Annotated in this window: 22 protein-coding genes, 1 tRNA gene and 1 pseudogene; 16 read left to right on the top strand and 8 right to left on the bottom strand. The window is 72.2% G+C overall.

The features are described 5' to 3' along the window. Both CCN42_RS16610 and CCN42_RS16605 read left to right on the top strand, forming a co-directional pair. Nucleotides 1–297 (top strand): ATP-binding protein (locus tag CCN42_RS16610; protein ID WP_143661926.1); only part of this gene is annotated, 297 nt, incomplete at its 5' end. A gap of 125 nt (nucleotides 298–422) precedes the next feature. Continuing rightward, nucleotides 423–1,388, top strand: a complete 966-nt coding sequence (locus CCN42_RS16605; protein WP_086736568.1) for a DUF5926 family protein — start codon at nucleotides 423–425, stop codon at nucleotides 1,386–1,388. A gap of 254 nt (nucleotides 1,389–1,642) precedes the next feature. Here CCN42_RS16605 and CCN42_RS46145 read toward each other — a convergent pair whose 3' ends face one another. Continuing rightward, a complete protein-coding gene (locus tag CCN42_RS46145) occupies nucleotides 1,643–1,924 on the bottom strand; it encodes a hypothetical protein (RefSeq protein WP_422641171.1) in 282 nt (93 codons plus the stop codon). A 586-nt stretch (nucleotides 1,925–2,510) separates the two neighbouring features. After that, nucleotides 2,511–3,176 carry a bifunctional DNA primase/polymerase gene (locus tag CCN42_RS16595; protein WP_086736564.1) on the bottom strand — a complete coding sequence of 222 codons (666 nt, stop codon included), beginning with the start codon at nucleotides 3,174–3,176 and terminating at the stop codon, nucleotides 2,511–2,513. A 556-nt stretch (nucleotides 3,177–3,732) separates the two neighbouring features. Here CCN42_RS16595 and CCN42_RS16590 point away from each other — a divergent pair. Together CCN42_RS16590 and CCN42_RS16585 are read left to right on the top strand one after the other, a co-directional pair. Next, the gene (locus CCN42_RS16590) at nucleotides 3,733–5,184 is read left to right on the top strand and encodes a PP2C family protein-serine/threonine phosphatase (RefSeq protein WP_086736562.1); all 1,452 of its coding nucleotides are present in this window, start codon (nucleotides 3,733–3,735) and stop codon (nucleotides 5,182–5,184) included. 83 nt (nucleotides 5,185–5,267) lie between these two features. Continuing rightward, nucleotides 5,268–6,758, top strand: a complete 1,491-nt coding sequence (locus CCN42_RS16585) for an aminopeptidase P family protein (protein ID WP_086167748.1) — start codon at nucleotides 5,268–5,270, stop codon at nucleotides 6,756–6,758. A gap of 105 nt (nucleotides 6,759–6,863) precedes the next feature. Here CCN42_RS16585 and CCN42_RS16580 read toward each other — a convergent pair whose 3' ends face one another. Further along, a complete protein-coding gene (locus tag CCN42_RS16580; RefSeq protein ID WP_086736560.1) occupies nucleotides 6,864–7,298 on the bottom strand; it encodes an ATP-binding protein in 435 nt (144 codons plus the stop codon). Between the two features lie 219 nt (nucleotides 7,299–7,517). Between CCN42_RS16580 and CCN42_RS16575 the strand changes: the two genes are divergently transcribed. The 9 genes from CCN42_RS16575 to CCN42_RS16535 all read left to right on the top strand — a co-directional run bounded on the left by CCN42_RS16575 (nucleotide 7,518) and on the right by CCN42_RS16535 (nucleotide 17,481). Beyond that, nucleotides 7,518–8,327, top strand: a complete 810-nt coding sequence (locus CCN42_RS16575; RefSeq protein ID WP_086736558.1) for a hypothetical protein — start codon at nucleotides 7,518–7,520, stop codon at nucleotides 8,325–8,327. Nucleotides 8,328–8,506: 179 nt separating this feature from the next. Next, nucleotides 8,507–9,250 carry a YcnI family copper-binding membrane protein gene (locus CCN42_RS16570; RefSeq protein ID WP_086736572.1) on the top strand — a complete coding sequence of 248 codons (744 nt, stop codon included), beginning with the start codon at nucleotides 8,507–8,509 and terminating at the stop codon, nucleotides 9,248–9,250. A gap of 81 nt (nucleotides 9,251–9,331) precedes the next feature. After that, a complete protein-coding gene (locus CCN42_RS16565; RefSeq protein WP_086736556.1) occupies nucleotides 9,332–10,009 on the top strand; it encodes an SCO family protein in 678 nt (225 codons plus the stop codon). Next, the gene (locus CCN42_RS16560; RefSeq protein WP_086736555.1) at nucleotides 10,006–10,497 is read left to right on the top strand and encodes a copper chaperone PCu(A)C; all 492 of its coding nucleotides are present in this window, start codon (nucleotides 10,006–10,008) and stop codon (nucleotides 10,495–10,497) included. The genes CCN42_RS16565 and CCN42_RS16560 overlap by 4 nt, the downstream gene beginning before the upstream one ends. Nucleotides 10,498–10,511: 14 nt before the next feature. Then, a complete protein-coding gene (locus CCN42_RS16555; RefSeq protein ID WP_086736553.1) occupies nucleotides 10,512–12,527 on the top strand; it encodes a copper resistance CopC/CopD family protein in 2,016 nt (671 codons plus the stop codon). Between the two features lie 22 nt (nucleotides 12,528–12,549). Next, nucleotides 12,550–13,833 carry an iron uptake transporter deferrochelatase/peroxidase subunit gene (efeB, locus tag CCN42_RS16550; protein WP_086736570.1) on the top strand — a complete coding sequence of 428 codons (1,284 nt, stop codon included), beginning with the start codon at nucleotides 12,550–12,552 and terminating at the stop codon, nucleotides 13,831–13,833. Nucleotides 13,834–13,917: 84 nt separating this feature from the next. After that, nucleotides 13,918–14,850, top strand: coding sequence for a prephenate dehydratase (gene pheA / locus CCN42_RS16545; RefSeq protein ID WP_086167742.1), 933 nt, complete (start codon nucleotides 13,918–13,920; stop codon nucleotides 14,848–14,850). 547 nt (nucleotides 14,851–15,397) lie between these two features. Next, complete coding sequence (gene serS, locus CCN42_RS16540) at nucleotides 15,398–16,675, top strand: serine--tRNA ligase (RefSeq protein WP_086736551.1); 1,278 nt, start codon at nucleotides 15,398–15,400, stop codon at nucleotides 16,673–16,675. After that, nucleotides 16,672–17,481, top strand: coding sequence for an HAD family hydrolase (locus tag CCN42_RS16535; protein ID WP_086736549.1), 810 nt, complete (start codon nucleotides 16,672–16,674; stop codon nucleotides 17,479–17,481). The genes serS and CCN42_RS16535 overlap by 4 nt, the downstream gene beginning before the upstream one ends. A gap of 25 nt (nucleotides 17,482–17,506) precedes the next feature. Here the strand turns inward: CCN42_RS16535 and CCN42_RS16530 are convergent. The 5 genes from CCN42_RS16530 to CCN42_RS16510 all read right to left on the bottom strand — a co-directional run bounded on the left by CCN42_RS16530 (nucleotide 17,507) and on the right by CCN42_RS16510 (nucleotide 21,396). Continuing rightward, nucleotides 17,507–17,591, bottom strand: a tRNA-Ser gene (locus CCN42_RS16530). A 267-nt stretch (nucleotides 17,592–17,858) separates the two neighbouring features. Beyond that, nucleotides 17,859–18,578 (bottom strand): ABC transporter permease subunit, encoded by a 720-nt coding sequence (locus CCN42_RS16525; RefSeq protein WP_086167739.1) that lies wholly within the window; start codon nucleotides 18,576–18,578, stop codon nucleotides 17,859–17,861. A 10-nt stretch (nucleotides 18,579–18,588) separates the two neighbouring features. Continuing rightward, nucleotides 18,589–19,500, bottom strand: a complete 912-nt coding sequence (locus tag CCN42_RS16520) for an ABC transporter ATP-binding protein (protein WP_086167738.1) — start codon at nucleotides 19,498–19,500, stop codon at nucleotides 18,589–18,591. Further along, nucleotides 19,497–20,399: an ABC transporter permease subunit gene (locus CCN42_RS16515; protein WP_086736547.1), complete on the bottom strand. Its 903-nt coding sequence runs from the start codon at nucleotides 20,397–20,399 to the stop codon at nucleotides 19,497–19,499. Before CCN42_RS16515 ends, CCN42_RS16520 begins: the two co-directional genes overlap by 4 nt. Continuing rightward, on the bottom strand, nucleotides 20,389–21,396 hold the full coding sequence (locus CCN42_RS16510) for an ABC transporter ATP-binding protein (protein ID WP_173883111.1): 1,008 nt from the start codon (nucleotides 21,394–21,396) through the stop codon (nucleotides 20,389–20,391). Before CCN42_RS16510 ends, CCN42_RS16515 begins: the two co-directional genes overlap by 11 nt. A gap of 158 nt (nucleotides 21,397–21,554) precedes the next feature. On the opposite strand from CCN42_RS16510, the gene CCN42_RS16505 reads away from it, so the two are divergent. The 3 genes and pseudogenes from CCN42_RS16505 to CCN42_RS44460 form a co-directional block, all read left to right on the top strand. After that, entirely contained in the window at nucleotides 21,555–22,397 is an 843-nt protein-coding gene (locus CCN42_RS16505; RefSeq protein ID WP_086736545.1) for a M24 family metallopeptidase, read from the top strand. Then, a complete protein-coding gene (locus tag CCN42_RS16500) occupies nucleotides 22,394–24,154 on the top strand; it encodes an SDR family oxidoreductase (RefSeq protein ID WP_086736543.1) in 1,761 nt (586 codons plus the stop codon). Before CCN42_RS16505 ends, CCN42_RS16500 begins: the two co-directional genes overlap by 4 nt. A 209-nt stretch (nucleotides 24,155–24,363) precedes the next feature. Beyond that, a pseudogene (locus CCN42_RS44460) lies at nucleotides 24,364–24,478 on the top strand (DUF2797 domain-containing protein); the annotation flags it as partial.

Raw genomic sequence — 24,478 nt, 5'->3', positions numbered from 1 at the left:
GTCCCGGACACCCCAGTCGTCGGCCAGGGCCGTGATGATGTTCAGCCCGCCCCCGCCACCCCGTCGGTCACCGCCCATGGCGGCCGCGGGCTGAACATCATCACGGCCCTGGCCGACGACTGGGGTGTCCGGGACGACGTCCGCGGCGAGGTCACCGTCTGGGTCGTGGTCCACGAGGACGTCCATGATCCGGATGCCGGGCGACGCCGCGACGACTTCGCTACGCGCGTCGCGGCACCCTCGGTGGCCGCCATGCCGGAGCTGGACTTCGCGGACGCCTTCGACGACCTGGACTGACGGGACGGCCGTGCGGCGCCCGGTGTCGTCCGCAACACGAGGGGTGTCCGCGGGTCCCGTCGGACATGGCGCAAACGGCTAGGCTCCCGCCGTACGAGACGAGCCGTCACCGGGAGACACTCACCATGGCCAAGAAGCAACCTCAGACGAAGGCCAAGCGGCCGCAGATCACCGACGGTGAGATCCCGGTCGTCGGCGCCCGCGAGCCCTGCCCCTGCGGAAGCGGCCGCCGCTACAAGGCGTGCCATGGCCGGGCCGCCGCCCAGGCCGTCACCGAGCTGGTGCACCGCCCGTTCGAGGGGCTGCCTGGCGAGTGCGACTGGGTGGCCCTGCGCGAACTGGTGCCGGCCGCCACCGCCGAGCTGACGCTGAAGGACGGCCTGCCCGAGGGCGTCCCGTCGGTCACCCTGGCCACGGTGCTGCCGATGGCCTGGCCCGCCCTGCGCCGCGAGGACGGCTCGGTCCTGCTCGGCCTGCAGAACGACACGGCGTCCGGCGACATCAGCCGTGACCTCGCCGACACCCTCCAGCGCGCCCTTCAGGCCAAGCCCGGCACCCCGGTCCAGGGGCGCCGTGCCCCGGCCGGCGGCCCGCGGCTGCAGGACCTGCTCGACCCCGCGGGCACGTTCGAGCCGGAGGTGCACAGCGGCTTCGAGTTCTGGGTTCCGGACGCGCAGAACGCCACCCCGGAGGTGACCGCCTCCCTGGAGCGGGCCAACGCCGCGGCCATCCCGACCGTCAAGCTGACCGGCGTCGACGCGGCGTACTGGTGCGAGACACCGGAGAAGAACCACCTGCGCTGGGTCATGCCGCACCCGGAGGAGCAGCTTCTGGACGCCCTCGCGCGGCTGCACGCGGCGGGGCGCTCCAGCCTCGGCGAGGGCACCCGCCTGGTGGGCTCCTTCCGTGCTCACGGGCTCACGGTGCCGGTCTGGGATCTGCCGAGCGGGGTCCTCGCCGAGGACATCGAGAAGCCGGCGGCCGAGTTCGCCGAGCGCCTGGCCGCCGCGCTGGCCGCGGACGCACCGCTCACCCCGGAGGAGCGCCGTGCGCGCGGCGGACTGACCAACCGGCAGGTCACGCTCAGCTGACTCCCGCCCGGGACACACGGTCCGGCTGATCGACCGATCAGTCGGACCGGCCCCTGTCGCGCGGTGACTCGGGTCACAACTCCGCCTCAAACAAGGCGAGTCGGGTGTCCGAATAGCCGAGGGGAAGAGGAGATCGAATTTGCGAACAGCCGATCTCTTGTTACCGTTCCAGTAGCCCGGTTGCTGGTGCATCCCCCGTCGCCAGCAACCGGGTCTTTCTGTGTCCGGATCCGCGTACGGCCCGCCGCCGCATGTCAACTCCCCGTGACGGTACCCGAGTTGCTGCCGACCCGCAGCAGCAGCGGCCCCTCGCCGCCGCGTCCGGCGAACTCCGCGACCGCCGTGTACCCTGCCGGGCTCCGGCCGGTCTCCCGGGGCGTCTCGCAGCTCGCCGGCTCGTCCCGGGCGCCGACCACGCAGCGGATCTGCACGGTGCGCCCGCCCGGCCCCATGAGCGTCAGTACGCCGTCCAGGGCGCGACCGGTCGTGTTGCGGTAGTAGGCGCGCGCCCAGTTCTCCTCGCCCTGCGTCAGCACACAGGTCTGCGCCTCGATGCCGTCGGATGTGGTGAGTTCGGGACCGCAGCGGGCGGCGGTGGACAGTCCGATGCCGAGCAGGGAGGGTGAGCTCCGGGTGCCGGATCCGGGGTCGCCGCCCGGGTCCGACGGCGCCTTGGCGTCCCCGGCCCCGGCGGACGTCCCGTGGTCCCTGAGGCCGTCGCCCGTGCCGGATCCCGCTGACCTGCCGGTTCCCGATGAACTGCCGGATCCCGCTGACCTGCCGGTTCCCGATGAGCTGCCGGATCCAGCCGAGCTGCCTGGTCGCGCCGAGCCGCCGGCACCCTTCGAACGCCCCGAGTCACCGGAACGCCCTGGGTCGCCGAGGCGCACAGACCTCACCGAGTCCGCCGACCCCACCGTGTCCCGCGATCCCACCGACCCTGCCGAGGCGACGGCCAGTGGCAACGCCACCGCGCACACCACCGCACCCACCAGCATGAGCAGACGGGCGCGGGAGTCGTGGCGTCCGGGCGGTCGGGGTCCGTGGCCCCCAGAGTGACGCTGCATGGACGGGACGATAACGATCCCGGCCGCGCGCCCGGTTCCGCGCGCGCCCGACACCCTAGAACTCGGGCGCGCTCACACCCGTACGAGTGAGGGCGTCGACCACGGCGTCCACCACGGCCTCCACGTCCGGCACCCAGGGGGCGGCCGAGCCGGGCAGCGGGGCGCGTTCCCAGCGGATCTGCCCCTGGCCGGTCTCGGAGGGGGGCAGCGTGAGATAGCCGCCCTCGCCGTGGAAGCGCAGCGAGCCGGGGACGAAGTCCTTGGCGTAGAGCAGTTCGCCCAACTGCTCCATGGAGTACGGCCGGACGAGCACGGCCCAGCGGGTGGGCGAGGCGAGGACCGGGCCGAGGCGCATGCCCTGGAGGTCCAGCGCGTGCAGCGCGCGGGCGGCGGCGGGAGCGGGGAGGCTGACCGCGCACGGTGCCGTGCCGCCGGTGGCCAGGACGATCGGTGCCGTCGGCCGGTTGGCCCACCACCAGCGGATCATGCGCGCGTCGGTGGTGGCCGCGAGGAGACCGGGGTCGAAGGGGTGGGCTCCGGGCACCGTGCATTCGGGATCCGGGCAGCCGCAGCGGGCATGGCCCTGCGGATCGGTCCCCACACCCGGGAGTACGGGCCACTGCCATTCGGTCGCGAAGGTCAGGGCCGCGTCGATCAGCTCACGCCCCCCGCCGTTCCGCCTGAACAGGAGCCTGCGTCGCCTTCCGAGGATCTCGCGCATGAGCGCTCGTTCCTTTCCGTTGCACGCCTGGCAACACCGTGGTCCACATCACATCATGTGTCGATCGCTTCACTGTGCGTACCTACTGGCGCATCACACCCCTGCGTCGAAGCACGGGGAACCCCTATGGGCCGAGCGTTGGCTGCCGTCGCCCGCTGCGTCTTGCACAAGCATGGGCGTGGCGTGGGGTGGCGAAGTATGGCGTTTCGCCGTCTCGCGTATTTCTCTCCACCGCCGCCACGGGAGGATGGGGCACGGTCGTCGGTGGATAGGACGCCCGGGTCCGTCGCCAGGTTCCGGGTGGTTCCCAACCACCCCTGGCCTTCTCCGAGTACGTACCCATCACGACCGCTGTGACGCTCCGTCGAGCAAGCCCAGTCGACCGCAATATGCGCTTACACGGGGCAGTTTCAAGCCAACTTTGCCGTTCCGCAAGGGGACCGACACCGGATCCCCCGGAAACCACACGGACACCAGTAATCCCACCAGGACAATGCTGGACATCCCCTCATGACTGCGTGTACATGTGGAGACATTGCCAGCGGCGCAGATTGACATGGGGGTTTGCGATGCTTTTGAGCAATACGCGCCGGTCGGAAAGCCGGACGCCATGAACGCCCCGCACCCTCCGAAAGTGGCCGGAATCGATTCAACGGTCCCAGCCCCCTCACACACTGTCGCGCCCGCGCCCCTGGCCACCGGCGTCCCCGCCGCCGCCACCGGGCCGGGAGCCCTCCTCCAGGACCGGCTCGCCGGCTGGGTCTCCGACCTCACCACCCTGCACGAACTCACCGAACGCCTGGCCCGCACGGGCTCCCTCGCGGACGCGCTCCAGGAACTGGGGCGCGCCGGGGCCGCCCTGGTGGGCGCCCGCCGCGGACTCGTCGTCCTCGAACCCGCCGACGGCGTGGACCCCCGCAGCACCGTCGGCCTGGGCCTCGGCCCCGCGGATCTCGGCCATCTGGAGACCGTCCCGCGCGGCGCCCTGCCGTACGGCGAGCTCCTCGACCCGCCCCCCGGCCGGCCCGGCGGCGTCACCGAGAGTCTGCACCCCGACCTGTTCGCCGAGGAGGGGATCGACCCCCGCCACCGGGAGGTGGCCGCCCGCCTCGGCTACGCCGCCAGCTACGCCGTCCCCCTGTCCACCGAGAGCGCGGGCCGCCTGGGCGCCGCCGCCTGGCTCTACGACGAACCCGCCGAGCCCGTCGAACGACAGCGCCACCTCGTCGGCCTGTACACCCGCTACGCCACCGAGCACCTCGCCCGGCTCCTCGAAGTCGAGCGCACGCGCGCGTGCATGACGACGATCGCCGAGGAACTGCTCCCTTCCCGGCTGCCCCGGGTCTCCGGGGTGCAGCTCGCCGCGCGGCACCGCACCGGCCCGCGCGGGGGCGGCGACTGGTACGACGCGCTGCCGCTGCCGGACGCCGCCCTCGGGCTCGCCGTGGGGTCCGTGACCGGGTCGGGGCCGAGTGCGATCGCCGCGATGGGACGGCTGCGCGCGTCGCTGCGCGCGTACGCCGTGATGGAGGGCGAGGATCCGGTCGCCGTCCTGTCCGACCTGGAACTGCTGCTCCGGCTGACCGAGCCGGCCCGCTCGGCGACCGCGCTGTTCGCGTTCTGCGAGCCCGCGCTGCGCAAGATCACGCTGGCCGGGGCCGGGCACACCCCGCCGCTGCTGATCGGCGAGCGGCGCACCGCGTTCGTGGAGACCTCCGTCTCCGCCCCGCTCGGGATGCTGGCCTGCTGGGAGGCGCCCAGCGTGGAGCTGTACGCGGAGCCCGGAGAGACGGTTCTGCTCTACACCGACGGGCTGCTGCGCCGCACCGGCGACCCGACCGACCGCGCCTTCGCCCGTCTGCACGCGGCCGCCGCCGGGCTGCCCCGCACCAAGCGGCGCGACCCCGAGGCGATCGTCGACCACGTGCTGCGCGCGGTCCTGCCGGACGGGCTGGACGAGGCCGACGACGAGGAGGACGTGGTGCTGCTCGCGGCCCGGTTCGAGTGAGCGATCGGTAACAGGTCTTCCGGCCCTGGGCCCCTTCCCGTACGACCGTACGATGGGGGAGGTCCAGTGCCGTACCTAGGAGGATGACCGTGGCCGAGGAGCTCCCGGACGCCGATAACCATGCTGCTACCGCAGCGGGGCCGGAGACTGCCGAGGAAGAGCCGATCAAGCAGCGGAAGAACGGACTGTACCCGGGCGTGTCCGACGAACTGGCGGAGAACATGCGGACCGGCTGGGCCGACACCGAGCTGCACGACCTGCAGCCGATCGCCCAGGCCGCCGAGACCGCCGCCCGCCGCGCCGCGCTGTCCGCGCGCTTCCCCGGCGAGCGCCTGGTGATCCCGGCCGGCAACCTCAAGACCCGCTCGAACGACACGGAGTACCCCTTCCGGGCGTCGGTCGAGTACGCGTACCTGACCGGCAACCAGACCGAGGACGGTGTCCTGGTCCTGGAGCCGGCGTCCGACGGTCACACGGCGACCATCTACCTGCTGCCCCGGTCCGACCGCGAGAACGGTGAATTCTGGCTGGACGGCCAGGGCGAGCTGTGGGTCGGCCGCCGCCACTCGCTCACCGAGGCCGAGAAGCTGTACGGCATCCCCGCCTCCGACGTGCGCGAGCTGACCGGCAGGCTGCGCGAGGCCACCGGCCCGGTCCGTGTGGTGCGCGGCTACGACGCCGGTGTCGAGGCCGCCCTGACCGACAAGGTCACCGCCGAGCGCGACGAGGAGCTGCGGGTCTTCCTCTCCGAGATGCGGCTGGTCAAGGACGGTTTCGAGGTGGGCGAGCTGCAGAAGGCCGTCGACTCGACCGTGCGCGGCTTCGAGGACGTGGTGAAGGTCCTCGACAAGGCGCAGGCGACCTCCGAGCGGTACATCGAGGGCACGTTCTTCCTCCGCGCGCGCGTGGAGGGCAACGACGTCGGCTACGGCACCATCGCCGCCGCCGGGCCGCACGCCTGCACGCTGCACTGGGTGCGCAACGACGGGCCCGTGCGCTCCGGTGATCTGCTGCTGCTCGACGCCGGGGTGGAGACGCACACGTACTACACCGCCGACGTCACGCGCACGCTGCCCGTCAGCGGCCGCTTCACCGAGATCCAGAAGAAGATCTACGACGCCGTGTACGAGGCCCAGGAGGCCGGTATCGCGGCGGTGAAGCCGGGTGCCAAGTACCGCGACTTCCACGACGCCGCCCAGCGCGTGCTCGCCGAGCGGCTGGTGGAGTGGGGGCTCGTCGAGGGCCCGGTCGAGCGGGTGCTGGAGCTGGGCCTCCAGCGTCGCTGGACGCTGCACGGCACCGGTCACATGCTCGGCATGGACGTCCACGACTGCGCCGCCGCGCGGACCGAGACGTACGTCGACGGCACGCTGGAGCCGGGCATGTGCCTGACCGTCGAGCCGGGGCTGTACTTCCAGGCCGACGACCTGACCGTGCCGGAGGAGTACCGCGGGATCGGTGTGCGGATCGAGGACGACATCCTCGTCACCGAGGACGGCAACCGGAACCTCAGCGCCGCGCTGCCCCGGCGGTCGGACGAGGTCGAGTCCTGGATGGCCTCGCTGAAGGGCTGAGGGCGGACGGGGCGGGGACCGGGTGCCATGGGCGCTCCGGTCGCCGTTCGCGGGGTGCGGGTGCGCCGCGGCTGGTCGCGCGGCTCCCCGCACTCCTCACGGGGCTCAGGACGCGGTCATCAGCGGCGCGTTCTCGCGCCACTTGAGGATCTTGTCGAAGCTGACCACCGCGCCGCCCCGGCCGGGCTTGTTGGTGAAGTGGACGTGGTCGGCCAGTTCCTGGATGAGGCACAGGCCGCGGCCGTGCTCGGCCTCGTCGGGCGGCTGCAGCGGGGCCGCGGGGGTGAATCCCGGGCCCGAGTCGGTCACCTCGATCCGGCATTTCTCGCCGTCCAGGTAGGCGGTGACCCGGTACCCCCCGCAGGAGCGGCCGCCGCCGTGCTCGACGGCGTTGGCGCACGCCTCGGTGAGGGCGACGGAGAGGTCGTAGGAGACATCGGGGTCGACGCCCGCCGTCTCCATCGTGCCGATCAGCAGGCGCCGGGCGAGCGGCACGCTCGCGGCATCGCGCCGAAGATGGAGTGACCACCAGATGCTCATGCTCCAGCCTCCTGGGCGCCGGCCTCATGGCCGCGGCTCGACATACCGTTACGTATTACCGCGCGCACCCGCTTGTAAGCCCTGAGTCAGCGTGATGGCGCCCATATGGGGGATGTGCCAGGAGCGCCAAACGGTGTATGTGGGGCCGAATGCGTCAGTCGGTGATTTCGCGGACCTGCCGTACGGCGGCCGGCGGGCCAGTGGGATGATGAGCCCGCCATGTCTGCCCCCCACCAGCGCTCGGCGCGCTCCGGAGGCGATCTCCGGTTGCTGCGGGCCGCGGTCTTCGCCGCGGTCTGCGTCGTGCTGGCCGCGGCCGGTCACGCGATCGCGTCCTGCGCCGCGGTGCCGCTGTGGACGCTGGGCGCGGGATTTTTCGGTGCGGTGCTGGTCACCGCGCCGCTCGCCGGGCGCGAGCGGTCGCTGCCGGGGATCGCGGCGCTCCTGGCGGCCGGGCAGACGGTCCTGCACATGTTCTTCGGGCTGGGACAGCACGGTACGGCGAGCGCGGCGGCCTCGGCCTCCGCGGCGGCCGACGCCTCGCTGGTCGAGCAGGCCGCGCGGCTGGTGTGCGGCACGACCGCGGCGGCCCTCAGTCCCGCCCAGGCGCAGCGGATCCTCGCGGACGCCCGGATCGATCCGGGTACGCATCTTGCCCACCAGCCGGCGGACGCGCTGTCCACCGTGGCCGGGTCACCGGCCGCGCTGCTGCCGTCCCTGCCGATGCTCCTCGGCCACCTGCTGGCGGGTCTGGCGGCCGGCTGGCTGCTGCGGCGCGGGGATCTGGCGCTGCTGCGCATCCTCGGGGTGTCGGCGGAGGTCCTCGCCGAGGGGGCGCTCGTACGGTCCCTGCGGGGGGCGCTCGCGCTGGTGCGCGCGCTGTGCGCCGGGCTTCCGGCCACGCCGCACACCGGTCCGCGCTGCCCGTGCGCCGAGCCGCTCGCGTTTCCGGAGCCCCGCACGCTCGCACTCCAGCACACGGTGATCCGGCGCGGTCCGCCGGCCGGCGGGTTCCTTCTCGCCGCCTGACGCGACGCGTCCACCACTCCCCACTCGAGGCGGAGGGGCCGCCGTCGCGCGGCACGCGCGCGCGTGCGCAGCCGTCCTGCACGGTGGTGCGCCGCCTCGCGCGTATCTCTCCTCAGCAACGACCACTGGCCCGCAGCGGGACCACTGGTCCTCTCACTCGAAGTGGAGTGCTCATCGCCATGAAGGCTTCCCGTATCGCCGCCGCCGGCGCCCTCGCCGCCTCGGCCGTCCTCGCCCTGTCCGTGCCCGCCTTCGCGCACGTCACCGTGCAGCCGGAGGGAACGGCCGCCAAGGGCGGCTACGCGGTCGTGGACTTCCGGGTCCCCAACGAGCGGGACAACGCCTCGACCACCAAGCTGGAGGTCAGCTTCCCGGCCGGCCACCCGCTGACCTCGGCGCTGCCGGTGCCGGTCGACGGCTGGAAGATCAAGGTGGACAAGGCCCGGCTCGACAAGCCGGTCGAGGTGCACGGCGAGAAGATCACCGAGGCCGTCTCCAGGATCACCTGGACCGCCGAGGGCAAGGGCATCGAGCCCGGCTACCTCCAGAAGTTCCCGGTCTCCATCGGCCAGCTCCCCGAGGACGCGGACGAACTGGTCTTCAAGGCGATCCAGACGTACTCCAACAAGGAGGTCGTGCGCTGGATCGAGGTGCCGCAGGAGGGCCAGGAGGAGCCGGAGAGCCCGGCGCCCGTGCTCGCCCTGTCCGCCGCCGAGGACGGCCACCACGGCGCGTCGGGCTCGTCGGACGCGGCCGAGGAGGCCTCCGACGACGCCGAGGCGGCCGCGCAGAGCACCGCCTCCGAGGACTCCGGCGACACCTCCGACACCACCGCCCGGGTCCTCGGCATCGTCGGGATCGTCGTCGGCGCCGCCGGTGTGGCGTACGGCGTGCTGGCCGGCCGCCGGCGCACCGCCGCCTGAGGCTCATTCCGCTCGCGGTGGGCGCCGGGCCCGCGCACGGCCCCGGCGCCCGCCGGCAACTCACATCCGGGACATCTCTCCATGCTTTCTGCGCTCTCCACGCTTCCCCTCCGCAAGAAGACGCTCGCGGCGGCCGCGCTGCTCGCCGCCGCGTCCCTGACCCTCTCCGCCTGCGGCGGCACGGACGACTCCGGTTCGACGGTCGCCGTGGTCTCCGAGGAGCCCGGTTCGGACAAGGCCGCCACCGTGCTCGACCAGCCGTTCGAGAAGCCGGACCTGGTGCTGACGGACACCCGCGGCAAGTCGTACGACCTCCGCAAGGAGACCGCGGGCAAGCCCACGCTGATCTACTTCGGCTACACCAACTGCCCCGACGTGTGCCCGTCGACGATGAGCAACATCGCCGTCGCCAAGAAGCAGCTGCCCAAGGCGCAGCAGGACGAGCTGCGCATCGTGTTCGTCACCACCGACCCCGAGCGGGACACCCCGCAGGCGCTCGGCTCCTGGCTCAAGGGCATCGACCCGCAGGCCGTCGGCCTCACCGGCGACTTCGCCACCATCCAGGCCGGCGCCCGCACCCTCGGCATCTCCATCGAGCCGCCGAAGAAGGAGAAGGGCAAGGTCGTCTCCATGCACGGCACCCAGGTCGTCGCCTTCTCGCCGAAGACCGACGCCGGGTACGTCCTCTACGGCGAGGACGCCACCGTCGACGACTACACCAAGGACCTGCCCAAGCTGGTCGAGGGGCAGAAGCCGTGAGGCGGCCCGCGCACCGCGCGCGGCGGTCGGCGCCGGCCGTCGCCCTGCTCACGGCCGGGGCGCTGGCCCTCGCGGGCTGCGGCTCCGGCTCGGACTCCGGGGACACCGGCCCGGACCTCTCCGTCAGCGGCGCCTACATGCCGCAGCCCGTCTCCGCCTCCATGGCGGCCGGCTTCCTGACCGTCACCAACGACGGCGGTACGGCGGCCGAGCTGACCTCGGTCACCAGCGACCTCGGCGAGGTCACCCTGCACGAGACCGTCGACTCGGCGATGCGCGAGATGACGGACGCCGTGGTGCCCGCACACGGCACGCTCGTGTTCGAGAGCGGGGCGAACCACCTGATGTTCGAGAAGCTGACCCGCAAGCCGAAGCAGGGTGAGACGGTCGAGGTCGAACTGCACTTCGCCGGGGCCGACCCGGTCACGGTCGAGATGCCCGTGAAGGCGGCGACGTACCGCCCGGCGACCGGTCACTCCGGACACTGAGGGAGGGGAACACCGTGACGCAGACCATCGCCCCGCGCGTCCGGAGCCTGGTGCTGCTGCTTCTGGCCGTCGCCGCCGCGCTCCTCGCCGATGCGGCGCCGGCCTCCGCGCACGCCGCGCTCACCAGCAGCGACCCCCGGCAGGGGGCGGTGGTCGGCCAGGCGCCCGAACAGATCTCGCTCACCTTCTCCGAGACGGTCGCGCTGTCCGACGACGCGCTGCGGGTGCTCGACCCCAAGGGCGGGCGCGCGGACACCGGCGAGGCCCGCGGCACGGGCGCCACGTACACCGTGAAGCTGCGGCCGGGGCTGCCCGACGGCACGTACACGGTGTCGTACCAGGTGGTCTCGGCGGACAGCCATCCCGTCGCCGGGGCGTTCACCTTCTCCATCGGCGCGCCCTCCGCGACCACCGTCTCGGTGCCGGAGGCGACGGCGGGCGGCGGAGCCGTCGGGTTCCTCTACGGCGTCGGGCGCTACGCGTCGTACGCCGGGTTCATCGTGCTCGTCGGCGGCGCCGCCTTCCTGCTGGCGTGCTGGCCGCGCGGAACGGGCGTACGGGCCGTGCAGCGCCTGGTCGTCTCCGGCTGGGTGGCGCTCACCGCGGCCACGCTCGGGCTGTTGCTCCTGCGCGGCTCCTACACCACCTCCGGGAAGGCCGGTGACGTCTTCGACCTGGAGCTGCTGGGGCAGGTGCTGCAGACCAAGACCGGCGCCGCCCTGGTGTCCCGGCTGCTGCTGCTCGCCGCGGCGGCACTGTTCGTCGCGGTGCTCTTCGGGGCGTACGCCAAGCGGATCGAGGGCGACGAGGGCGCACCGGACGAGGACGGCGATGCCGGCGGTGCGGGCGAAGGCGGCGACGAGGCCGGGAAGGAGGCCCGGGACCTGGCCTTCGGGCTGGCCGTCGGCGGGGTCGTCGTGGCCGCCGGGCTCGCCGCGAGCTGGGCCATGGCCGAGCACGCGTCCACCGGCATCCAGCCGGGGATCGCCATGCCCGTCGACGTCCTGCACCTGCTGGCGGTCGCGGCCTGGCTCGGCGGGCTGACCGCGCTGCTGGTGGCGCTCCACCGGGCACCCGCCGGGACTCCGCTGGAGGCGACGGCCGTACGGCGGTTCTCGCAGCTCGCCTTCGGCAGTGTGCTGGTCCTGGTCGTGACCGGGCTCTACCAGTCCTGGCGGCAGGTCGGCTCCTGGTCGGCGCTCACCGGCACCCGGTACGGGCAGCTGCTGTGCCTGAAGGCCGGGTTCGTGGTCCTGCTCGTCGGCATCGCCTGGATCTCCCGGCGCTGGACCGGTCGGCTGACGGACACGGTGACGGCGGGGGCCGAGCGGGAGAAGGAGCGGGTCGCGTCCGGGGCCGGGGCAACGGCGGACGCCGACAGCGGCACGGCGGTCACCGGGGCAGGTGACGGTGACGGCGGTACGGCGGACACCGGAGAAGTCGATGGCGTCGACCCGGAGCGGGCCGCGCAGCTCGCCCGGCAGCGGGCCGCCGTCGACGCCGCGCGGCAGAAGCGGCTGCGGGACGCCGATCCGACCCGCAGCGGCCTGCGCCGCTCGGTGCTCGCCGAGGCGGGGGTCGCGGTCGTCCTGCTGGCGGTCACGACCATGCTGACCTCGACCGAGCCGGGCCGTACGGAGGAGGAGGCCAAGGCGGCCACGGCGGCCTCGGCGCAGACCTCCGCGACCGGGGCCGTCACCCTGGACATGCCCTTCGACACCGGCGGCCAGGACGGCAAGGGCGTCGTCCGGATCGACCTCGATCCCGCCCGGACCGGTGCCAACGCCCTGCACGTCTATGTGACGCGGCCCAACGGCCGGGCCTTCGACGTCCCCGAGGTGAAGGTCGCCTTCACCCTGGAGTCCCAGGACATCGGGCCGCTGCCCGTCGTCCCCGACCACATCACCACCGGACACTGGTCGGCGAACGGAGTGCAGATTCCCATGGCGGGCGAGTGGAAGATCGCCGTGACCGTGCGGACCTCCGACATCGACCAGGTGACCGTCGACAAGAACACGCAGATCGGCTGAACCGCACATCATGGCTGACCACATGGTTGACCCGTCCGTTCCGCAGACCCGGACACCGGACGCGCCCCGCCCGGGTGCCCAGTCGGGTCCCCGGGAGGGCATCTCGCGCCGCCGGCTGCTCGGCACCGCCGGGGCCACCGGGCTGGTGCTCGGTGCGGCGGGCGGTGCCGTGGGCTACGCCGCGGCGCCGTCCGGGGCGACTCCGCTCACCTCGCTCGGCGCCGAGGAGGTGATGTTTCACGGGAAACATCAGCCCGGCATCACCACTCCCCTGCAGTCCCGGGGCCATCTCGTCGCCTTCGACCTCGCGCCCGGCGCGGGCCGCAAGGAGGCCGCCGCACTGCTGCGCCGCTGGTCGGAGACGGCCCGGCGGCTGATGGCGGGCGAGCCGGCCGGGCAGGACGACACGGGCATCGCCCGCGACGCCGGTCCCTCGTCCCTCACGGTGACCTTCGGCTTCGGACACAGCTTCTTCGGCCGTACGGGCCTGGAGAAGCAGCGCCCGGTAGCCCTCGACCCGCTGCCCGACTTCTCCTCCGACCGGCTGGACCGGGCGCGCAGCAACGGCGATCTGTGGGTGCAGATCGGCGCCGACGACGCCCTGGTCGCCTTTCACGCGCTGCGGGCGATCCAGAAGGACGCGGGCAGTGCCGCCCGGGTCCGCTGGCAGATGAACGGCTTCAACCGATCGCCGGGCGCCACCGCGCAGCCCATGACGGCCCGCAATCTGATGGGCCAGGTCGACGGCACCCGCAATCCCAAGCCGGACGAGCCCGACTTCGAGAAGCGGATCTTCGTGCCGGAGAGCGGGGAGCCCGCCTGGATGGCCAATGGCTCCTACGCCGTCGTACGGCGGATCCGCATGCTCCTCGACAGCTGGGAGAGGCTGTCGGTCACGGCACAGGAGGAGGTCATCGGGCGCCGCAAGTCCGACGGGGCGCCGCTGTCCGGCGGTGACGAGACCACCGAGATGGACCTGGAGAAGACGGACGCCGGGGGCAACCTGGTCGTGCCGATCAACGCGCACGCCCGGATCACCCGGCCCGACCAGAACGGCGGCGCGGCGATGCTCCGGCGCCCCTTCTCCTTCCACGACGGCATCGACCCCGACGGGGTGCCCGACGCGGGGCTGCTCTTCATCTGCTGGCAGGCGGACCCGCTGCGCGGCTTCGTGCCGGTGCAGCGCAAGCTCGACCGCGGCGACGCGCTGTCGCGGTTCGTCCGGCACGAGGCGAGCGGGCTGTACGCGGTGCCGGGCGGGGCGGCGGAGGGTGAGTACGTGGGGCAGCGGCTGCTGGAGGGGTGACCGGGGCAGGATCGGCGTCACTCGCCGGTGGGGTGTTGGTGAGACGTCCGGGCCGGGGGCCGAGGGGCCCATTAGGGTGAGGACATGCCAGCCAGCTATGCGTATCTCGGTCCTGAAGGCACCTTCACCGAAGTCGCCCTGCGCACGCTTCCGGAGGCGGCGACCCGGGAGCTGATCCCCTACGTGTCCGTGCAGTCCGCGCTGGACGCGGTGCGCAACGGAGAGGCCGAGGCGGCGTTCGTGCCGATCGAGAACTCGGTCGAGGGGGGTATCACCACGACCCTCGACGAGCTGGTGGCGGGCCGGCCGCTGATGATCTACCGCGAGGTGCTGCTGTCGATCACGTTCGCGCTGCTGGTCCGCCCCGGCACCAAGCTGTCCGACGTCAAGACGGTCACCGCCCACCCGGCCGCGCAGCCGCAGGTGCGCAACTGGCTCAAGACGCATCTCCCGGACGCCGTCTGGGAGTCGGCCGCCTCCAACGCGGACGGCGCCCGGCTGGTGCAGGAGGGCCGGTACGACGCCGCCTTCGCCGGGGAGTTCGCGGCGGCGCGGTACGGCCTGGAGGCCCTGGAGACCGAGATCCACGACGCGGAGAACGCCCAGACCCGTTTCGTGCTGGTGGGCCGCCCCGCCCGGCCCGCGGCGCCGACCGGCGCGGACAAGACGTCGGTGGTGCTGTGGCAGCGCGACGACCATCCGGGTGCGCTGCGCGATCTGCTGGGCGAGTTCGCCTCCCGGGGCATCAACCTGATGCTGCTCCAGTCCCGGCCGACGGGCGCGGGCATCGGCAACTACTGCTTCTGCATCGACGCCGAGGGCCACATCTCGGACCGCAGGGTCGCCGAGGCGCTGATGGGACTGAAACGGATCTGCCTCCAGGTGCGCTTCCTCGGGTCGTACCCGCGCGCGGGGGTGGAGCCGGCGGACGTGCTGCCGCCGCGGCAGGGCACCTCGGACGAGGCGTTCACGGAGGCGTCGGACTGGGTGGCACGCTGCCAGGACGGCCGTTTCTAGCCAGTCCTGCCAGCCGTACCGGCCCTGCCTGCCGGCCTTCCTTATCCACAGAAGTTATCCACAGGTCCGCTTCTCGATCTGGGGACAAGTCGACACGGAAGCGTCGCCCGGTCGACAAATCGCCCTACAGGCGGCAAGCCCGTCCACAGGGGAACACGTCACCCTTCGTCCACCAGTTTCCTTCGATCAATCCTTTGGGACGACCCATTTCCACTCGAAAGTGGGGCGGGCGTGGGTCTGGATCACCAATTCTTCGCCCGTGTCGTCCGATTCGGAATGATCGCGTCCGGCATCCACAGATCTTTCGCACAGCCTGTGGATAACTTTCCCGGGTTGTGGATTCCTGTGGACGGAGGGCACTCAAGTCCCGCCGTCCACAAGGAAATCCGGTCAACGGGAGGCCCTGCGACGTGCCCCGTTCCGGGGAGTGGGATCCTTTTCATTGCACCGGGCAACGCATCGGGGCAATTGCCACGAAGCGGATCGTAAGCCGCGCCGTGGAATAGCGAGTCGTGACGCGTCACCCCGCACCGGTAGCCTGGAGCGCGTGATTGACCTTCGCCTGCTCCGTGAGGACCCCGACCGTGTGCGCGCCTCCCAGCGTGCCCGTGGAGAGGACGTCGCGCTCGTCGACGCTCTCCTGTCTGCCGACGAGCGGCGCAGGTCGTCCGGCGTCCGCTTCGACGAGCTGCGGTCCGAGCAGAAGTCGCTCGGCAAGCTCATCCCCAAGGCCTCGGCGGACGAGAAGGCCGAGCTGCTGAAGCGGGCCGAACAGCTGAAGGCCGACGTCAAGGCCGCCGACGCCGAGCGTGACGCCGCCGACGCCGAGACCCAGGAGCTGCTGCTCAAGCTGGGCAACCTCGTCCACCCCGAGGTGCCCGTCGGCGGCGAGGAGGACTTCGTCACGCTGGAGACGCACGGCACCATCCGCGACTTCGGCGCCGAGGGCATCGAGCCCAAGGACCACCTGGAGCTGGGCCAGCTGCTCGGCGCCATCGACGTCGAGCGCGGCGCGAAGGTCTCCGGCTCCCGCTTCTACTTCCTCACCGGCGTCGGCGCGCTGCTGGAGCTGGCGCTCGTCAACGCCGCGATGGCCCAGGCCACGGCGGCAGGCTTCACCCCGATGCTGACGCCCGCGCTGGTCCGCCCCCAGTCGATGGCCGGCACCGGCTTCCTCGGCCAGGCCTCGCAGGACGTGTACCACCTCCCGAACGACGACCTGTACCTGGTCGGCACCTCCGAGGTGGCGCTCGCCGCGTACCACATGGACGAGATCATCGAGGCCGACCGACTCCCGCTGCGCTACGCGGGCTTCTCGCCCTGCTTCCGCCGTGAGGCCGGTTCGCACGGCAAGGACACCCGCGGCATCTTCCGCGTGCACCAGTTCGACAAGGTCGAGATGTTCTCGTACGTCGCTCCCGAGGACTCCCAGGCCGAGCACCAGCGCCTGCTGGAGTGGGAGAAGCAGTGGCTGACCTCCCTGGAGCTGCCGTTCCGGGTGATCGACGTCGCCTCCGCCGACCTCGGCTCCTCGGCCGCCCGCAAGTTCGACTGCGAGGCGTGGATCCCGACCCAGGGCAAGTACCGCGAGCTGACCTCGACCTCGGACTGCACCGAGTTCCAGTCCCGCCGCCTGTCGATCCGCGTCCGCGAGGGCAAGCAGGTCCGGCCGCTGGCCACGCTCAACGGCACCCTGTGCGCCGTGCCGCGCACCATCGTCGCGATCCTGGAGAACCACCAGCAGGCCGACGGCTCGGTGCGCGTGCCCGAGGTGCTGCGTCGCTACCTGGGCGGGCGTGAGGTCCTGGAGCCGGTCGCCAAGTGAGCACGGCCCCCGCGTTCCCCTACCGGCTGATCGCCACCGACCTCGACGGAACGCTGCTGCGCTCCGACGAGTCGGTCTCGCGGCGCACCCGTGACGCGCTCGCCGCGGCCACCGCGGCGGGCGCCGCGCACATCGTCGTCACCGGGCGCGCGGTCCCGTGGACCCGGCACATCTTCGACGACCTGGGCTACGACGGCCTCGCCGTGTGCGGCCAGGGCGCGCAGGTCTACCACGCCGGGGAGCGGCGGCTGCTGACCTCGGTGACACTGGACCGGCAGCTGGCCGGGCTGGCGCTGGCCAAGATCGAGGCGGAGGTCGGCCCGCTGTATCTGGCGGCGAGCCGGGACGGCCTGGACGGCGACGTGCTCGTGGGGCCGGGGTACGCGGTGCAGGGCACCCTGCCGGCGACCCCCTTCACGGACGCGGCCGACCTGTGGACCGCCCCGCTGAACAAGCTCTACATCCAGCACCCGACGCTCGGCGACGACGAGCTGGCCGAGATCGCCACGCGCGCGGCCGGTGGTTTCGTCACCGTCGTGGTGGCGGGGGAGGGCATCGTGGAGCTGCTGCCGCTCGGTCTGTCCAAGGCCACGGGGCTGTCCCTGGCGGCCCGGCGGCTCGGTCTGAAGGCGGCGGACACCCTCGCCTTCGGTGACATGCCGAACGACATCCCGATGTTCGGCTGGGCGGCGCGGGGCGTGGCCATGGCCAACGCCCACGAGGAGCTGAAGGCGGTCGCCGACGAGATGACGTCCTCCAACGAGGAGGACGGGATCGCGGTGGTGCTGGAGCGGTTGCTGGGCTGACGCCCGGGCGCTGTACGCCCCGTTGCGGAGGATGCACGGATCGAACGTGCGCGGGGTCACCCCCGACCGCGGCTCAGCGAGCCGGTGCCTTACCTCTCGGCCAATCCTCCGGGTGGGCGGCCCACGCGAGTGCGATTCGCGTGCTCGAAGCGGCCGCCCCGGGCAGCTCCCCGTGTCCGGCGGCTCCACGGAGCGGTAACGGCTACTCCGGAGCCCGCCGCCGGCTGCCCTGTCGGGAGCCCGGCGCACTGTCGTGCATCGACATCGCCGAACTCCTCTCCCGGCTCGTGGTGGGACGACACCACTGTGCCGGTACGGGGGAGTTCGGCGCCACCGATTTAATACGTCCGCGTGTTCGATTCACCTGGCAGGGGCGTCTACTCCTCGCCCGCCAGGGTCAGCGAGCGCAGCTTCTGCCCGGCGTACCAGGTGGCGAGCACGGTCACCGCGGCCAGCAGCACCGTCGCCGTGGTCAGGCCCACGTCGGAGGTGATCAGATCGCCGCCGGAGACCTTCTGGGCCACCGCCAGCGACCACTGCTGGACGCTGAGCGTGCGGGCGCCGGGCACCAGGGAGCCGAACAGCGCCTCCCAGACCAGGGCGTAGACCAGGCCGAGGACCACGGCGTGCCGGGAGACCGTGCCGAGCAGCAGGAAGAGCGCGGCGTAGGCGATCGAGGCGACCAGCGCGGCGACCGTGTAGGCGACGGCGATCTGCTGGCCGTTGCCGTTGAGGATCAGGCCCGCGACGAGGGTGGGGATCGCGGAGAACACCATGGTGACGGCGATGGCGACGATCAGCTTGGTGTAGATGATCGTGGGCCGCTTCAGCGGCTTGGACAGCAGGTACACCACGGAGCCGTCGTCGATCTCCGGGCCGATGGCGCCGGTGCCGGCGATGACGCCGATGATCGGCACCATGGTGGCGAGGGCGAAGCCGCCCAGCACGTTCACGGCCGTCTGGTCGTCGGCGCCGGACAGCAGGCGCACCGCGACCGCGATCACGATCAGCAGCAGGGGCAGCGCGCCCAGGATGAGGGCCCGGCGGCGGCCGAGCAGGGCTCGGTAGGTGAGCCGGGCGACAGTGGGGTCGTACATCTTCGGCCTCCTACGCCGCGACCAGATACGAGAACACGGACTCCAGGGACTCGTCCGACGGCGAGACGGTCAGCAGCCGGATGCCGTGGTCCCTGGCCACCCTGGGCAGCAGGGTGGTGAAGCGGCCGAAGTCGACGGCCTGCACCCGCAGGGCGCCCTCGGCGAGGTCGACCTCGATACCGGAGGTCGACGGATCGGCGATCAGTGCGGCGGCCAGGGCGCGGTCGTCGCTGGAGCGGACCAGATAGCGGTGCGGGCGGTCGGTCATCAGGCGGCGGATCTTGCGGAAGTCGCCGCTGGCCGCGTGCCGGCCCGCGACCACCACCTCGATGTGCCAGGCCAGCTGCTCGACCTCTTCGAGGATGTGGGAGGAGAACAGCACCGTGCGGCCCTCGTCGCCCATGCGCCGGAGCAGGTCCATCAGCTGCATGCGCTGGCGCGGGTCCATGCCGTTGAACGGCTCGTCGAGCAGCAGCACGGACGGCTCGTGGACGAGGGCGGAGGCCATCTTCACGCGCTGCCGCATGCCCTTGGAGTAGGTGGCGATCCTGCGGTCCTGCGCGTACTCCATCTCGACCGTGGCGAGCGCCCTCTGGGCCTCCTTGGCGCCCAGGCCGTGCAGCTCGGCGTTGGCGAGGACGAACTCGCGGCCGGTGAGGAAGTCGTACATCGCCTCCCGCTCGGGGACGATGCCGATGTGCCGGTAGATCTGCTCGTTGCGCCACACCGGCTGACCGTCGAGGGTGACCGAGCCGGTGGACGGGGCGAGGAAGCCGCCCATGAGGTTGATGAGGGTGGACTTCCCGGCGCCGTTGGGGCCGAGCAGGCCGGTGACACCGGGGCCGATCGTCATGGTGATGTCGTTGACGGCGACCACGTTGCCGAACCAGCGGGAGACGTGGTCGATGCTGAGCGTGGTCACAGGCCCACCTTCTTGTAGCGGCGCATCAGCAGGCCGTAGCAGCCGGCGATGAGGCCGAGGGCGACGAGGACGTAGACGGCTCCCTGGCCGTCGGAGGGGCCGATGCCGCCGGGGAAGGTGGAGTCGGCGCCGAGGAAGGCGGACTGCACGCCCTCGATCAGGGTGATCGGGGAGAACAGGCCGATCCAGCCGATGGCGTCGGTGGTGTCCTGCTCGAAGGCGATGGCCTGGAGGGTGGAGACCGCGCCGTAGGTGATGGTGAGGACGGCGATCACGGCGGCGATGCCGAAACCGCGGCGCGGGGTGACGGCGGCGAGGACCAGGCCGAGACCGGCGAAGAGCAGCGAGAGCAGTGCCACGGAGACGAGTCCCTGTGCGAATCCCTTGGTCTGGTCGGCGAAGTCGAGCTTGGCGAGCAGCGCGCCCAGGTACAGCACGAGCAGCGGGGTGGCGGTGAGCAGGAACATCGCCGAGGCCAGCGCCGCGTACTTGGCGCGGACGTAGTCGGCGCTCTCCATGGGCCGCGAGAAGTAGAGCGGGACGGTCTTGAAGCGCAGGTCGCGGGAGACCGACTGGGGTGCCTGCGAGGCGACGTACAGGCTGATCACGGCCTGCATCAGGATCGCGTAGCGGGTGTAGTCGACGGGGAGGTCGTTCGCCTTGGTGGCGACGGCGACCGCGACCATGATGCCCGCGGGCAGGCACATGACCGCGAAGAGCAGCATCGGCAGCACCTTCGACTTGGCCGAGCGGCCGAGGCCGTAGGCGCCGCGCAGGGACTGCGAGTAGAGGGCGCGGCGGATGGCGGCGCGGCCCAGTCGGGGGCCGTCGTAGCCCCGGTAGCCGATGTCGTGGATGCGGGTCTGGTCGCCCACGGCGACGGGGTGGTCAGCTGCCATGGCCCACGGCCTCCTTCCGCTGGTCGCCGGTCTCCTGGAAGACCTCCGAGATGTGGTGGCGGCGCTGCTCCATGCGGACCAGGCCGAGACCGAGGTCGGCGACGACGTCGCGGACCAGGTCGTAGGTCTCCTCGCCCCGGGCGGTGAGCAGCAGGACGTGGCCCGCGCCGGGCAGGCCGCCGCCGTGCTCGACGGTGATGCCGCGCGCGGTGAGCGCCTCGCGCATGGCGCGGGTGCCGTCGGGGTGCTCGTCGCTGTCGGTGACCTCGACGGCCAGGGTGGTCGTGGTCTGGGTGAAGTCGGTGGTGGAGCTGGAGCGCAGCAGCTTGCCGCCGTCGATGACGACCACGTGGTCGCAGGTGCGTTCCAGCTCGCCCAGCAGGTGGGAGGTGACCAGCACCGAGATGCCGAAGTCGGTGTGGATGCGGCGGATCAGGGCGAGCATGTCGTCCCGGCCGACCGGGTCCAGGCCGTTGGTCGGCTCGTCCAGGAAGACCAGCTGGGGGTCGTGGACGAGGGCCTGGGCGAGTTTGACGCGCTGCTTCATGCCCGTGGAGTAGCCGCCGATCGGGCGGTACCGCTCCTCGTAGAGCCCGACGTGGCGCAGGGTGTCCGCGGTGCGTTCGCGGGCGGCGGCCGGCGGGAGGCCGGACATGCGGGCCATGTGGACGACGAACTCGGTGGCGGAGACGTCGGGCGGCAGGCAGTCGTGCTCCGGCATGTAGCCGACGCGCTCACGGATGGCGGCGCCCTCGGTGGCGACGTCGAGTCCGAGCACGCGGGCTTGGCCCTCGGTGGCCGGGGACAGACCCAGCAGGATCTTGATCAGTGTCGACTTGCCGGCGCCGTTGGCTCCGACGAGTCCGGTGACACCGGGCCCGACGTCCACGGAGAGCCGGTCAAGCGCGGTCACCCTGGGGAACCGCTTGCTCAGGCTTTCGGTCGCGATCACAGTCACGTCTACGACCGTAGTGACCCGGGCCACGCCGGTCGTCAGCCCGCAGAGCTGTCCTGGCGTCAGACTCCAGTCGTACGGGCCCGTAGGGGATGCCGTGCCTGAGAGCTATAGATCACGCCTATTGACGCGGACTCTAACAAGCTGCGAGATTCACCCCTGTCAAGTTACGGGTGCGTAGCGCAGTCGAAGGGGACCGCATGACGACGGCGGTGACGAGCGAACTGTCCGCGGAACTGAGCGGATTCCGGCAGGTCCAGCGGCTGGCGTACGAATGCGCGGAGGCGGTCGCCGCGCGGCTGGCGCCGGGCGTGACCGAGCGCGAGGCGGCGCGGATGCAGCGCGAGTGGCTGCGCGAGCGGGGCGTACGGGACTGGTTCCACCTCCCCTTCGCCTGGTTCGGCGACCGCACCGCGTTCGTGAACTTCCGCGTCCCGCTCCAGTTCTTCCCCACCGACCGCCGACTGGAGCCCGGCATGCCCTTCATCCTCGACATGGCCCCCGTGTACCGCGGGTACACGGCCGACATCGGCTACTCCGGCTCCCTCGGCGTCAACCCCGTGCAGCACAAGCTGATGGACGACCTGGCGGCGCACCGCGAGCTGATCCTGCGCGAGGTGCGCGAACGCCGCCCGCTCAGGGAGATCTACGAGGACGTCGACCGCCTCATGGTCCGCCAGGGCTACGCCAACCGGCACCGCGCCTATCCCTTCGGGGTGATCGCGCACAAGGTCGACCGGGTGCGCGAACGGCGCTTCTCGCCCCGGCTGTTCGGGTTCGGCATCCAGTCCCTGAAAGGACTGGCGGCCGACGCGCTGCACGGCCACCGCGAGGGCTGGTCGCCGCTGTGGTCGCCGTACCGCTTCTCGGACCACCCGCCGCGGCCGGGCCTGTGGGCGGTCGAACCCCATCTCGGCTTCCGGGGGACCGGCGCGAAGTTCGAGGAGATCCTGGTCGTGACGGACTCGCAGGATCCCGAGGAGAGCGCCTTCTGGCTGGACGACGATCTGCCGCACGTGCGGCGCTGGACGGAGGAGAAGTGACGGTGCTCAAGGGGGCGCGCGAGCGCTGGGTGCGGACCGGGGGCGTCGAGCTGTGCGTGGCCGAGCTGGGCGACCCGGAACAGCCGACGGTGGTCCTGGTGCACGGCTACCCGGACAGCAAGGAGGTCTGGTCCGAGGTCGCCGCGCGGCTCGCCGACCGCTTCCACGTGGTGCTCTACGACGTCCGCGGCCACGGCCGCTCCACCGCCCCGCAGCCGCTGCGGGGCGGCTTCACCCTGGAGAAGCTGACCGACGACTTCCTCGCCGTCGCGGACGCGGTCAGCCCGGGCCGGCCGGTGCACCTGGTCGGGCACGACTGGGGCTCGGTGCAGGCCTGGGAGTTCGTCACCGTCCGGCGCACCGAGGGGCGGATCGCCTCCTTCACCTCGATGTCCGGACCCTCCCTCGACCACTTCGGCCACTGGATCGACAGGCGCCTCAAGCGGCCCACCCCGCGCCGCGTCGGGCAGGTCCTCGGGCAGGGCGCCAAGTCCTGGTACGTCTACCTGCTGCACACGCCCGTGCTCCCCGAACTGGCCTGGCGCGGCCCGCTCGGCAAGGCCTGGCCCCGGCTCCTCGCGCGGGCCGAGAACCTGCCGCGCGGTGACTACCCGACCTCCTCGCTGCCCACCGACGCCGCCCACGGCGCCTGGCTGTACCGCGACAACGTCCGGGCCCGGATGCGCCGCCCGCGCGACGACGCGTACGCACACGCGCCCGTGCAGCTCATCACGCCCCTCGGGGACGTGTTCCTCTCCGAGCGGCTGTACGACGACCTGGAGCAGTGGGTGCCCCAGCTGACCCGGCGCACCCTGCCCGCCAAGCACTGGGTGCCGCGCACCCGGCCCGACCGGATCGCCGCGTGGATCGAGGAGTTCGTGACCGGCGTCGAAGGCGGGCGCACCGCCCCGGCCACCGGGAAGGGCCCGCACGCCGACCGGTTCGGCGGGCAGCTGGTGCTGGTCACCGGCGCGGGCAGCGGCATCGGACGGGCCACGGCGTACGCGTTCGCCGAGGCGGGCGCGCGAGTGGTCGCCGTCGACCGGGACGCGGAGGCCGCGGCCCGCACCGCGGAGATGGCTCGGCTGCTCGGGGCGCCCGCGGCGTGGGCGGAGACCGCCGACGTCTCCGACGCCCAGGGCATGGAGAAACTCGCCGAGAAGGTCGCCGCCGAGTACGGCGTCGTCGACGTCCTGGTCAACAACGCCGGGATCGGCATGACCGGGTCCTTCTTCGACACCACGCCCGAGGACTGGAAGAAGGTCCTCGACGTCAACCTGTGGGGCGTCATCCACGGCTGCCGGCTGTTCGGGAAGCAGATGGCCGCCCGGGGACAGGGCGGGCACATCGTGAACGTGGCCTCCGCGGCGGCGTACCAGCCGTCCAGGGCACTGCCCGCCTACAGCACCTCCAAGGCCGCCGTGCTGATGCTGAGCGAATGCCTGCGCGCGGAACTGGCCGGGCAGGGGATCGGGGTCAGCGCGATCTGCCCCGGGCTCGTCAACACCAACATCACCGCCACGGCCCGTTTCGCGGGCGCCGACGCGGAGGAGGAGCGGCGGCGGCAGAAGCGGACGGCGAAGCTGTACGGGATGCGGAACTATCCGCCGGAGAAGGTCGCGGACGCGGTGCTGCGGGCCGTGGTGCGGGACGCGGCGGTGGTGCCGGTGACGCCCGAGGCCCGGGGTGCGCACCTGCTGGCGCGGTTCGCTCCGCGGGTGCTGCGGGCTCTGGCGCGGGTGCGGCCGCCGGTGTGAGGGCGCGGGTCCGCTCCGCGGCTGGGCGCCGGTGCGACGTCTCGGCTTCGCCATCGCCGTGAGGGGTTCCCACCCGCATCGCTCGTGCGGGAGCCGTCGCCGGGTGCTGTTGCCCCGGGGAGGCGGGAGCGTTCGCCGCGGGTGCGGGGCCCCGGGTGGCTGACGGCCCCGCGCCGCACTGTCAGTGCCTCGTTCTACGCTCGCGGGTGATGGCACAGACGTGGAAGTGCGGCGGGTTGCGGTGGGTGGACGGTGGGCCCGTGCTGCGTTGGGACGGGGGACGGAGCAGTGCGCTGACCTGGGGGAAGCGGGTGGCCTTCCGGG

The organism is Streptomyces glaucescens, from assembly GCF_002154375.1.
Lineage (GTDB): Bacteria > Actinomycetota > Actinomycetes > Streptomycetales > Streptomycetaceae > Streptomyces > Streptomyces glaucescens.
The sequence above is the reverse complement of the archived record's forward strand: the minus strand, read 5'-3'. Positions and strand labels throughout refer to the sequence as shown.